The sequence below is a fragment of the Allohoeflea poritis genome (assembly GCF_027889715.1).
GTDB classification, from domain to species: domain Bacteria; phylum Pseudomonadota; class Alphaproteobacteria; order Rhizobiales; family Rhizobiaceae; genus Hoeflea_A; species Hoeflea_A poritis.
The window spans coordinates 73,811-85,641 of record NZ_JAPJZH010000008.1 but is presented as its reverse complement, the minus strand read 5'-3'; the positions used below and the strand labels follow the sequence as shown (position 1 = coordinate 85,641).

Here is an 11,831-nt window from a genome sequence, read left to right as displayed (position 1 = left end):
AGGGTTTTTTGCCCGGGACGCGCCCGGATCAAAGGAATAAGGCTGCCGCGTGTCAAATTTCGTTACCGGCACGGCCCCGTTTTTGATCCGTATGGCCTCACTGAATCCCAAATTCGCCAATGCAGTTGGCCCATTGCCGAATTGCGTACGCATTTCGCGTTGAGTGGAACACATATTAATGGGCGGAAATATTATGGATATCAGTTATGCGACACACACGGCGTGGTCCAATCCTGGCCTATTCCGGCGCAGGCTAGACGAGCTACCTCTGGATCCGGAGGGGCTGGCGGATGTTCTCGAGAACTTCATGATCCATCACGACGTCGTGCGGTTGCTGCAGCTCGGCACGCCGCGTTACGCCATGTCCGATCTCAATATGCGAACCGTCGAGCGCGTGCTGAGCACCGCGTTCAGGCGCGACCGCCGCTCGCTTCTGGTTCCGCGGGAGATTCCGGCCTATCTGCATGTAAGCGCGCGCGACTTCGCACTGATGGCGACGAGCGTTTTCAGGTCGAACGGTATCGAGGCCCGAATCAGGGTGGGATTCGCGGATTATTTCCGTATGGGTCATTGGGAAGATCATTGGCTGTGCGAATACCGCACGGATTGCGGCTGGCGGCTGTTCGACGCGCAACTTGGATGGCGCGCCCGTCAGGCGCTCGGCATCGGTTTCCCGATCCACGATGTGCCGCGCAGCCGGTTCCTGGCCGGAGGCGACCTGTGGCTGGCGATCCGGGCCGGCGATATCAAGGCCGCCAATTGCGGCAGGTACCATTCGGGAATTCGCGGTGCGTGGTTGCCCGCGGCCAATATCCTGAAGGACGTCGCGGCACTGTGCGGCATTGAACCCCTGCCGTCGGACTACTGGGGCGTTGGCGAGGAGTTCAGCAGAAACAAGGCAGTATCGGTCAAAGCTTATGAAGAGCTTGATAGTCTTGCGCGCGCATTCGCCGACACACCCCAAACGCCGAAGGCGGCGCGGGCGCTTATATCCCAGTTTCCCTGGGCCAATCCGGTGGATGCGATCACCAGCAGCGATGATGCGGTGGTCAAGGACAAGCAGATCATCACGCTGCCGGCGTGGCGCCATGCCAGCCCGCCGGTTGCGGTCGCGCAGGCAGCGGCCAATCGCTGAATTGCATTAAACGGACCGGTTTCTCGAAAACAGGACTGTTGCAGATACGCAACAGTCCTGTTTTCTGATATATGAATAATTGTAAGAACTCCTAATATTTGATAGCGCAGTGTGCGGGGCGTAACTTAGGTGGGACGACAAAATGTATTTCAGCAGCAAAATTTGCCGCGAGTCGCGAGGTGGCGCGCTCGCGACGATTCTCCATTCGGTTTCAGCAGCAGCAATCAGCATCGGAATTGTGGCGGCCGCGACTGCGGCGAAAGCAGCCGATCCGGCGGACGTGGCGCCCACCAGGGATCTGGGGGCCGTTTTCGAGGCCAATGCCTGGGGTGGTTATCTTTGGCGGAGCGGTGACGCGATCAACGCCGGTGGAGGCGCGCCTGACGAGATCGAGGACTTTCCGCTTGTCGGCGGCGGCGTGATGTTTGCGGCCCCGGTCTTCAATGACTGGCTTGTCCAGTTGGAGTTTGACGGCGAGGGTGCCTTCAACAATGACGATGTTGGCGGTGTTCCGGCCGATGACACCTACTCCGGTGGCTTTACGGGCGGCGGCCATTTTGCGTTCACGCAAGGCCCGTTTCTGGCCGGCGTCTTTGGCGGCGTGGGTGAGACTTATTTCCATGAGGTCACGACGGATCATGACGTGACGCAGTGGATAGCAGGCGGTCAGGCGCGTTTCCTCAACGAACGCGGATCGCTGGCCGTGCAGGCGGGATATTTCGATACCGACGCCGACAGCGGCAATTTTGAAACGCTGAGCGACACCTATTTCGTGCGCGCCATCGGGCAGGTTTTCTTCAACGGCGGATCGACAATGCTTGAGGGAAGCGTTGCCTATGCCGACGGTACGCAGGATGAGGACGACGCGCCACTGGACAACCCGACCGACATGTGGGCCTGGGAAGTCGTTCTTGAGCATCAGCTCGCCATGCTCTCCGGCGACAACAGGGCAGGCTCGGTCTTCGTCTCCTACGAAGGTGTGCAGGTCAATGAGGACAGCACATCCGGGGCCACCCAAACGCTTGTCGACCAGGGGATTTATGCCGGCCTGAAGATCCGCTTCGGTGCACAGCAGAACCTCTACGAGCGGGAAATGAGCACGGCTCCCGGACTTCCGAAAGTCCATCGCTGGCTTGGCTCCGTGCCGGCCGTCGACTGATCATTCCGCCTTCAATATCAAAAAAAGCGCCATTTGCAGCAAAATCTGTTGCGAATGGCGCAACGCTCTGATTCTACTGGCCTTAGAGTTTCCGTATTTTGAGTCGATCTAGCCGGCACCGCGTCTGCGGGCAGATTCGTGCTCAAACCGTCGCTGCCGCGACGGCGTGAAAAGGGGGCAGTAGATGAGCAGCAAACACGTGGCCGTGCTGATGGGCGGATTTTCATCGGAAAGGCCTGTCAGCCTATCGTCCGGCAACGCCTGTGCCGACGCGCTTGAAGACGTCGGATACCGCGTGACCCGGGTCGATGTCGGGCGCGATGTGGCCGCTGTCCTCGGAGAACTCAGACCCGATGTCGCCTTCAATGCGCTGCACGGGCCCTATGGCGAAGACGGCACGATCCAGGGGATCCTCGAATATCTCGAGATTCCCTACACCCATTCGGGCGTCGGAGCCTCGGCGCTCGCCATGCACAAGCAGCAGGCAAAGCGCATCGCGGCAAGTGTCGGCATCCCCGTTGCCGATGAGCGCGTCATGCACAGGCTGGAAGTCGAACTCATCCACCCGATGGATCCGCCCTACGTCGTGAAACCGGTAAGCGAGGGCTCCAGCTTCGGGGTTTTGATCGTCCACGAAGACCATACGCATCCGCCGCAGAGCATCGGCTCGGATGACTGGCCCTATGGAGATCACATCATGGTCGAGCGATTCGTTCACGGGCGCGAATTGACCTGTGCCGTGATGGGCGATCAAGCCCTTGGGGTCACAGAAATTTTTCCGATCGGCCACAGTTTTTACGATTATGAAGCAAAATACGTAAAAGGCGGATCAAAACACGAATATCCGGCGAAAATTTTACCAAATATTTACCAAAAAATTCAGAAACTGTCCCTGATGGCGCACCAAGCTCTCGGGTGTCGCGGCGTAAGCCGTTCTGACTTTCGGTATGACGACCGTTTTTCCGAAGACGGTGAAGTGGTCTGGTTGGAAATCAACACTCAGCCAGGCATGACTCCGACATCCTTGGTGCCCGAACTGGCGGAACTTGCCGGCTACGATTTCGGCGAGCTGCTGACCTGGATGGTGGAGGATGCTTCGTGCATGCGTTGAAGGACAGGTGGGTTAAGGGACGGCGGATGGTCGCGGATCGCGCCGACGGCTCCGTGTCCGATTCCTCCCGTGTCCTGCCGCGTTTCCTGCGCCGTCCGATGCGCCTGTTCACCGCGCTCATCGACGGGCGCGCCGTTATTCCCCAGCATACCGGTTCCCTGGCAACCGCAGCGCTGTTCGCGTTGACCGGTCTCTACGGCGTCATCGAGGGCGGGCATCTGCGCGCACTCGCAGAGAGCACGACGTCGGCGGCCGGATTTGCCATCGACTCGGTCAATGTCGCCGGCAATGTTGAAACGTCGCCAATCGATATTGTCCAGCAGCTCGGCCTGGATGGCCATACGTCGCTGCTGACGCTCGATGTCGACGAGGCACGTGCGGCAGTCATGGCCTTGCCGTGGGTCATGGATGCCGATGTGCGCAAGATCTACCCGGATGCCATCGACGTAAAGCTTTCCGAGAAACGCGCCTTCGGGATCTGGCAGCACGGCCGCGAGCTTTCGTTGATCGACCGAAACGGCAACGTCATCGCGCCGCTGTCCAGCAAGAAATTTATGCGACTGCCGCTTTTCGTCGGCCTTGGCGCGGATGTCCATGCGGAAGCCTTCGACGCCATGCTCGACAAATGGCCGGAGCTCAAGCCGCGCATCAAGGCCCGGATCCGGGTCGCCGACCGCCGCTGGGACATCCGCCTCGACAATGGCGTCACGGTACGCCTGCCCGAGAACGGTGCTGCGGGTGCGCTGGACAAGTTGCGCCGCATGGACGCGCGCCAGGAACTGCTGGCCCGCGATATCCGGACGGTCGATCTGCGCCTTGACGACCGCATCACCATCGGATTGTCGGACGATGCGGCAGCGCGCCGGCAAAATGCTATGGATGCGCGCGAACGCCTCATGAAGAAGCGGGGCCGCAATTCATGAGCGTCTTCCGGTCTTCATCCTTTTCCGTACCGCATCTGAGGGCGCTGCCTGCCAAACGGTCCAGCGTGGTAACGGTCCTCGATATCGGCTCGACCAAGGTCGTGTGCCTGATCGGCCGGCTTGAGCCGCGCGCCGAAACCCGGTTGTTGCCGGGTCGCACTCACGACGTCGAGATCATCGGCGTCGGTCATCACAAGTCGCGCGGTGTCAAAGCGGGGGTTATTGCAGATCTCGACGCTGTCGAGAGCTCGGTGCGCATGGCTGTCCATACAGCGGAGAAGAGAGCCGGTTTGACGGTCGAGTCTTTGATCGTCAACGTCTCCGCAGGACGCCTGCGCAGCGATGTCTATTCCGCCGAGATCGATCTCGGCGGCCACGAGGTCGAGCGTTCCGACCTGCGCAAGGTGCTGGCCGCGGCTGCCGCGCAGATCGACAATGCGGACCGGTCCATCATCCATGCGCTGCCGACCGGATTCAGTCTCGATGGCGAGCGTTCGATCCGCGATCCGCTCGGCATGTTCGGCGACCATCTCGGCGTCAACATGCATGTGGTCACGGCCGAACAGGCACCGCTGCGCAACCTCGAACTGTGCGTCAACCGTGCACACCTGACCGTTGAGGCCATGGTGGCGACACCCTATGCAAGCGGCCTTTCCGCGCTTGTCGACGATGAGGCTGAAATCGGATGTGCCTGCATCGACATGGGTGGCGGCACGACGACAATTTCGGTCTTTGCGGAAGGCCGCATGGTCCATACCGATGCGATCGCGCTCGGCGGGCACCATGTGACGATGGATCTTGCGCGCGGGCTTTCGACGCGTCTCGAAGACGCCGAGCGGCTGAAAGTTGTTCATGGCTCGGCGCTGCCGATGACCGGGGATGAGCACGATACGGTTTCCGTCCCGCCGATCGGCGACGGGGATGCGGATATGCCGGCGCAGATGCCGAAGGCGCTGCTTGCCCGCATCGTGCGGGCGCGCATCGAAGAAACGCTTGAGATGATCCGTGACCGTATCCACCGGTCAGGATACGCACCCCTGGTGGGCCGGCGTATCGTGTTGACGGGCGGTGCGAGCCAGCTCACCGGCATTGCCGATGCAGCGCGGCGCATCCTTGCCCGCAATGTGCGCATCGGCCGGCCGCTTGGCGTCGCCGGCCTTCCGGCCGCAGCCAAGGGACCGGCTTTCTCCACCGCGGTGGGACTGATGATTTATCCGCAGATCGCCGCGCTGGAAAGCCGCGGCGTCGAACGGGCCGGGCGCTACCGGGCCGTGGGCGGCGGAGGACGATTTGCCCGTGTAGGACAGTGGTTGAAAGAAAGTTTTTAATTGTGTTGGCCGACGCGGCAGGCGGCCAGAGTGAAAAAGGGAACGAGGTGCCATGACTATCAATCTGCAGAAGCCGGACATCACCGAGCTCAAGCCGCGGATCACCGTGTTCGGTGTCGGCGGAGGTGGCGGCAACGCCGTCAACAACATGATCAATGCCGGTCTCCAGGGCGTTGACTTCGTGGTCGCCAACACGGACGCCCAGGCGCTGACCATGACCAAGGCCGATCGGGTGATCCAGATGGGCGTGGCCGTGACCGAAGGCCTCGGCGCCGGATCGCAGCCGGAAGTCGGATGCGCGGCGGCGCGCGAATGTATCGACGAGATCAACGACCATCTCAACGGAACGCATATGTGTTTCGTCACCGCCGGCATGGGCGGCGGAACCGGTACCGGTGCCGCTCCCGTTGTCGCACAGGCGGCCCGTGAAAGGGGAATCCTGACAGTCGGCGTGGTGACCAAGCCCTTCCACTTCGAAGGCCAGCGCCGCATGCGTATCGCCGAGGACGGGATCACCGAGTTGCAGCACGCGGTCGATACGCTGATCGTCATTCCGAACCAGAACCTTTTCCGCATCGCCAATGACAAGACCACCTTCGCCGATGCCTTCGGCATGGCGGACCAGGTCCTTTACTCCGGCGTTGCCTGCATTACCGACCTGATGGTCAAGGAAGGTCTCATCAATCTCGATTTCGCCGACGTCCGATCGGTGATGCGCGAGATGGGCAAGGCGATGATGGGCACCGGCGAAGCCTCGGGCGATGGCCGCGCCATGGCCGCCGCGGAAGCAGCGATTTCCAACCCGCTGCTGGACGAGACGTCGATGAAGGGGGCGCAGGGTCTGCTAATCTCGATCACCGGCGGTCGCGACATGACGCTGTTCGAAGTCGATGAGGCGGCAACCCGGATCCGCGAAGAGGTGGATACCGACGCCAACATCATTCTCGGCGCGACTTTCGATGAAGATCTCGAAGGGCTCATCCGCGTTTCGGTCGTTGCGACCGGCATCGACAAGGAAAGCGGCGCTGAGGAGACCATTGTCAGCAAGACGGTCACGCCGAAACCGGTCAGTCAGCCGGCACAACCCGCTGCTGCGGCGGCCCCTGCGGCCCCTGCTGCCGCAACCGCGAGCGTCATGGCTCCGCAGCCGCCGGCGGAAGATCATGTGGAGGCCACCATCAAGCTGGCCGAAGCCGAACTGGAACAGGAACTGAGCATCGCGGCTCCCGCGGCAGCGGAGCCTGAGAGTGGCGAGGCGTTCCATCCTCAGAGCAAGCTGTTTGCTTCCCCGGAAGGGCAGAAGCCGGTGATCCAGAGCCGGGCGACACCGCAAGTCGCACCAGCTCCGGCCCCGGCTCCCGCGCCGACCGTCGTCGCCGCTCAGCCTGAGCCGGAAGCTCCAGCACCACAGATGCCGCGCATCGAGGATTTTCCGCCCGTCGTTCAGGCGGAGGTCGAGCGGCAGCAGCGTCAGGCGGCCAGCCATGACGAGCGGGGTCCGATGGGGTTGTTGAAACGCATCTCGCACAGCCTTGGACGGCGTGAAGAGGATGAAGGCATCGCCGCAGAGCCGGCGGCACCTGCGCCGTCGAACCAGCGCCGCCAGCTCTCTGCCGAGGCGAGCATGTATGCGCCGCGAAAGGGCAGTCTCGACAATCAGGGTCGTGCCCAGCCCGCGACAAAGACGCAGTCGGAAGACGATCAGCTGGAAATACCGGCCTTCCTCCGCCGTCAGGCGCTTTAAGCGAGGACCGCGCGACTCGCTTTGAAAAAGAATCGGGGCAATTGTCTCAGAATTGCCCCGGTTGTGTTGCAACATTCAAATCAGACGCTCACGTTAACGGTTCATTAATGAATATTAAATTCGTTAAACCGTTGAAAACGCTTGCCTATTTCAGCGTTACAATCCGTAAAAAACCGTGATTTGGATTGTCCCTAGACGGCACGTATCTTTCAGCTGTGGGGATTTGGTCGGGACAATAGGTCATCCGAAATAGTTGAATTTATACGCGGATTTAGCATCGCGTATGGATGCAGCGTTTATTGAATGACCTTGGCTGAAAATATCAGGCTTGAATGTATGAGTATTAACTACTTTGGCTATCAGACGACAATTCTGAACGAAGTGACGCTCTCTGGGGTGGGAGTGCACAGCGGTTCGAAGGTTTCCGTCACATTCAAGCCAGCCGAGGCGGATACCGGCATCGTTTTCAAACGCACTTTGGACAATGGCGATACCCATTTGATCAGGGCTGTGGCATCGCAGGTCGCGGCGACCGACCTGTGTACCGTTCTCGGCGATGCGGGCGGTGCGAGCGTTGCGACCGTCGAGCACCTGATGGCCGCGTTCTACGCCATGGAGATCGACAACATCATCGTTGAGATCGACGGTGCGGAAGTGCCGATCATGGATGGCAGTTCCATTGTCTTCATCGAAGCCCTGGATCGCGCCGATGTTGATATTCTGAGCTCCAAGCGGCGTTACCTGCGGGTGGTCAAGCCCGTGCGCATCGAGGCCGGCGCTTCATGGGCGGAATTCGTTCCCTATGAGGGTACGCGCTTCGAGATCGACATCGACTTCGACTGCAAGCTGATCGGTCGCCAGTCATGGAAGGGCGATATCTCTGCCGATACATTCCGGCGCGAGTTGGCGCGGGCACGGACATTCGGCTTCATGCGTGACGTCGAGTTCCTGTGGGCGTCCGGCCATGCTCTGGGTTCCTCGCTCGAGAATTCGGTCGTTATCAGTGATGACGATACGGTGATCAATCTGGAAGGATTGCGGTTCGAGAACGAGTTCGTACGCCACAAGACGCTTGACGCGGTCGGCGACTTGGCGCTTGCCGGTGCGAAGTTCATCGGCTGCTACCGTTCCTATCGCGGTGGGCACAAACTCAATTCACTGGCGCTGAAGGCGCTGCTCAATGATACGAGCGCCTATGAGGTCGTCGAAACCTCGCAACCGCGTGAAACGCCGCGTGGCGGTGAACTGGTTGCTGTCAGCGGTCCGATGTTCGCTCCCTGGACACAGTAGCGGTTTCCACAGCCGTCGTTCCAGGATGTCGGCGCCACTGCCACAAAAATGTACCAAAACATGCGCATGACGTTGCGATCATTGTGCGTTTGGCGCTATGAAAGCGTGCACTGTTTTCGGTGCGGCCGGTAAACGGGTTGTTATCAATTTTGGCCCGTTCCGCCGTGTAAATGTGGTATTCCGTCGTTTGAAACGAACCTTCGCTTGAGTCGCGGCGGGAATTGGGGTGTAGACCGAAATGCTGAACAGGGGACTGGTTCCGGTGAACAAAAGTCTGCGTGCGGTGTTTGTTGCCGCAAGTCTCGGCAGCATGATGGTGCTGGGTGCGTGCCAGAGCGACAGGGATATCGATATCACGGCCCTGGATATCGAGACCGAGCCCGCGGACGTCCTCTACAATCAGGCGCTTGCCAATATCAAGGCAGGCAAGATGAAAGAGGCCTCACGCAAGTTCGACGCCATCGACAAGCAGCATCCCTATTCCGAGTTTGCCCGCAAGGCTATGGTGATGAATGCTTTCGCCAATTACCGGATGGGCAAATATCCGGACTCAATCAACAATGCGCAGCGTTACATCAGCCTCTATCCTGAATCGGAAGACACGGCATATGCCTACTACCTGATCGGCCTGTCCTACTACCGTCAGATTCCGCAGGTCACGCGCGACCAGGGATCGGCGCGTCGCGCCATTGCGGCCTTCTCGGAAATCGTTCAGCGTTATCCCGATTCGGAATATGTTGCCGATTCAGAGGTCAAAATCCGCTTTGCCCGCGACCAGCTCGCAGGCAAGGAAATGCAGATCGGTCGCTACTACCAGGAACGCAAGGAATATGCGGCGGCGGTCAACCGCTTCCGTGTGGTCGTGGAATCCTATCCCAACACGAGGCAGGTGGAAGAGGCGCTGGCGCGCCTCGTCGAGGTCTATTTCGCGATGGGCCTGACCCAGGACGCGCAGACGGCTGCTGCCGTGCTCGGGCACAATTTCCCGGACAGTCAGTGGTATGCCGATTCCTACAAGCTTCTGCAGACTGAAGGGCTTGAACCGCGTGAGAATCGCGGCTCGTGGCTGACACGGGCGGGTTCGCGCCTGATCGGCGCCGAAAGCTGACAAAGGGAGACCATGCTTTCACATCTTTCGATCCGGGATATCGTTCTGATCGAACGGCTTGATCTCGGTTTCGAACGGGGGCTTTCGGTCTTGACCGGCGAAACAGGCGCCGGAAAATCCATACTTCTAGACAGTCTTTCCCTGGCGCTCGGCGCGCGTGGCGATGGCGGGCTGGTGCGTCAAGGTTGCGACCGCGGGCAGGTCACGGCCGCTTTTGACGTGCCGCAGGATCATCCGGTGCGGGCCTTGCTGCGCGAAAACGGCCTTGATGACGAAGGTGACCTGATATTCAGGCGCACACAGAGCGCCGACGGGCGCACCAAGGTCTATATCAACGATCAGCCGGCCAGCGTTGCGCTCATGCGGCAGGCGGGACAGATGCTGGTCGAGATACATGGCCAGCATGACGACCGCGCGCTGGTCGAGCCCGATGCGCATCGCCGGCTTCTTGACGCATTTGGCGGCCTGCAGGGCGATGCGGCGTCTGTCGGCTCGCTCCATCAGGGCTGGCGCCAGGCTGTCAAGGCGGCCGCTGAACACAGGGCTCGCGTAGAGGATGCGGCCCGCGAAGCCGATTATCTGCGCTCGTCTGTGGAGGAACTGGAAACCTTGTCTCCGATCGACGGCGAGGAAGATGAACTCGCCGAACGGCGCGCACGCATGATGAAGGCCGAAAAGATCGCGACCGACATCAACGAGACCAACGATATCCTTTCCGGGCAGGGCGCGCCCCTGCCGATGCTGAGTTCATTGTTGCGCCGCTTGGAACGCAAGGCAGCCGAAGCACCGGGGCTTCTCGATGAGGTGATTGAGCACCTGGCTGCCGCTGTCGACCGCCTGTCGGATGCCCAGACGGCGGCAGAAGCGGCAATGCGTGCCGCAGAGTTCGATCCGGATGAACTGGAAAGCTGCGAGGAGCGCCTGTTCGCCCTGCGCGCCGCTTCACGCAAGTACAATGTACCGGTTTCCGAACTGCCGGCGCTTGCGGAGCGGATGGTTTCGGCGCTGGCTGAACTGGATGCCGGCGAAGAAAAGATGGCGGAGCTGGATGCGCGCGCCGGCGAGACGGAGCGCGCCTATCGCGATGCGGCGCAGGCCTTGTCTCAGCGGCGTCACGAAACTGCGGCCGTGCTTGCCGAAGCGGTGATGGCCGAACTGCCGGCGCTCAAGCTCGAGCGTGCCGTATTCAGCGTCGATATCAAAAGCGATGCGGAACAGGGCGGAGCGGACGGTATCGATCAGGTGGCCTTTCATGTGCGCACCAATCCCGGAACCCGGCCAGGACCGATCCTGAAGGTCGCGTCCGGCGGCGAGCTTTCGCGCTTTCTCCTGGCGCTGAAGGTTGCATTGGCAGACCGGGGCTCGGCGCCGACACTGGTGTTCGACGAGATCGATACCGGCGTTGGCGGTGCGGTGGCGGACGCCATCGGCAAGCGCCTGAAAAGGCTGGCGGCCGACGTACAGGTTCTTTCGGTGACCCATGCGCCGCAGGTTGCGGCGCGGGCCTCGACCCATATGCTGATCGCCAAGGGCGCCGATAGCGGCGAAACCGTCACGACGCGCGTCAGCACGATGGATAGCGAATCCCGCCAGGAAGAGATCGCCCGCATGCTGGCCGGCGCGTCGGTCACCGATGAGGCGCGTGCCGCTGCCGGGCGGCTGCTGTCCGAGGCTCCCTGAGCCGCACAAAAAACCTGTCAGGCCAGCTCAGCTTGCCAGAGCGTGTCTGGCTTGGATTGAAACATTTGACCGCGGCGATTTTGGTCTCTGGCCAGGCAGATTGCGCGCCGTGGTGCCAACCCACCACAAGCGCGAGCCAACGACGCCAGGGGCCAAAATCGCCCGGCCCGATCATCTCCGAATTTCAACACGATAAGCCTTGCCAGGGTGGGGAAAATCGACCCATCGCACGTCGTTGCGCCGCTTGCCCGATGCACCACATCGCGCTGCGCGGCGCGCCTAGCCGATTGGACCGATTTTCCGCCATCAAATGCTTCAATCCAAGCCAGACACGCTCTAAAACAGCACAGTCT

Annotated in this window: 9 protein-coding genes; all 9 read left to right on the top strand. The window is 60.8% G+C overall.

All coding sequences use genetic code 11. The annotated features are described in order from the left end of the window. Positions 1 to 193 precede the first annotated feature (193 nt). The 9 genes from OOZ53_RS14040 (at position 194) to recN (ending at position 11,478) form a co-directional block, all read left to right on the top strand. Positions 194 to 1,135, top strand: a complete 942-nt coding sequence (locus OOZ53_RS14040; protein WP_271090239.1) for a transglutaminase-like domain-containing protein — start codon at positions 194 to 196, stop codon at positions 1,133 to 1,135. A gap of 238 nt (positions 1,136 to 1,373) precedes the next feature. After that, a complete protein-coding gene (locus OOZ53_RS14035; protein ID WP_271090238.1) occupies positions 1,374 to 2,294 on the top strand; it encodes a hypothetical protein in 921 nt (306 codons plus the stop codon). A 184-nt stretch (positions 2,295 to 2,478) separates the two neighbouring features. Then, a complete protein-coding gene (locus OOZ53_RS14030; RefSeq protein WP_271090237.1) occupies positions 2,479 to 3,405 on the top strand; it encodes a D-alanine--D-alanine ligase in 927 nt (308 codons plus the stop codon). 26 nt (positions 3,406 to 3,431) lie between these two features. Further along, a complete protein-coding gene (locus OOZ53_RS14025) occupies positions 3,432 to 4,328 on the top strand; it encodes a cell division protein FtsQ/DivIB (RefSeq protein WP_271090236.1) in 897 nt (298 codons plus the stop codon). Next, positions 4,325 to 5,656: a cell division protein FtsA gene (gene ftsA / locus OOZ53_RS14020; RefSeq protein ID WP_271090234.1), complete on the top strand. Its 1,332-nt coding sequence runs from the start codon at positions 4,325 to 4,327 to the stop codon at positions 5,654 to 5,656. The genes OOZ53_RS14025 and ftsA overlap by 4 nt, the downstream gene beginning before the upstream one ends. A gap of 52 nt (positions 5,657 to 5,708) precedes the next feature. After that, entirely contained in the window at positions 5,709 to 7,400 is a 1,692-nt protein-coding gene (ftsZ, locus tag OOZ53_RS14015; RefSeq protein WP_271090233.1) for a cell division protein FtsZ, read from the top strand. Between the two features lie 336 nt (positions 7,401 to 7,736). After that, complete coding sequence (gene lpxC, locus OOZ53_RS14010) at positions 7,737 to 8,690, top strand: UDP-3-O-acyl-N-acetylglucosamine deacetylase (RefSeq protein WP_271090231.1); 954 nt, start codon at positions 7,737 to 7,739, stop codon at positions 8,688 to 8,690. Positions 8,691 to 8,928: 238 nt separating this feature from the next. Next, complete coding sequence (locus OOZ53_RS14005; protein ID WP_271090230.1) at positions 8,929 to 9,798, top strand: outer membrane protein assembly factor BamD; 870 nt, start codon at positions 8,929 to 8,931, stop codon at positions 9,796 to 9,798. Positions 9,799 to 9,810: 12 nt separating this feature from the next. Further along, complete coding sequence (gene recN / locus OOZ53_RS14000) at positions 9,811 to 11,478, top strand: DNA repair protein RecN (RefSeq protein WP_271090229.1); 1,668 nt, start codon at positions 9,811 to 9,813, stop codon at positions 11,476 to 11,478. The last annotated feature ends 353 nt before the right edge of the window (positions 11,479 to 11,831 follow it).

What these genes read in the sequence shown, in the direction of transcription:
- OOZ53_RS14040 (WP_271090239.1), top strand. Translation starts at nt 194, where the DNA reads ATGGATATCAGTTATGCGACACACACGGCGTGGTCCAATCCTGGCCTA.
- OOZ53_RS14030 (WP_271090237.1), top strand. Translation starts at nt 2,479, where the DNA reads ATGAGCAGCAAACACGTGGCCGTGCTGATGGGCGGATTTTCATCGGAA.
- OOZ53_RS14025 (WP_271090236.1), top strand. Translation starts at nt 3,432, where the DNA reads ATGGTCGCGGATCGCGCCGACGGCTCCGTGTCCGATTCCTCCCGTGTC.
- ftsA (WP_271090234.1), top strand. Translation starts at nt 4,325, where the DNA reads ATGAGCGTCTTCCGGTCTTCATCCTTTTCCGTACCGCATCTGAGGGCG.
- ftsZ (WP_271090233.1), top strand. Translation starts at nt 5,709, where the DNA reads ATGACTATCAATCTGCAGAAGCCGGACATCACCGAGCTCAAGCCGCGG.
- lpxC (WP_271090231.1), top strand. Translation starts at nt 7,737, where the DNA reads ATGAGTATTAACTACTTTGGCTATCAGACGACAATTCTGAACGAAGTG.
- OOZ53_RS14005 (WP_271090230.1), top strand. Translation starts at nt 8,929, where the DNA reads ATGCTGAACAGGGGACTGGTTCCGGTGAACAAAAGTCTGCGTGCGGTG.
- recN (WP_271090229.1), top strand. Translation starts at nt 9,811, where the DNA reads ATGCTTTCACATCTTTCGATCCGGGATATCGTTCTGATCGAACGGCTT.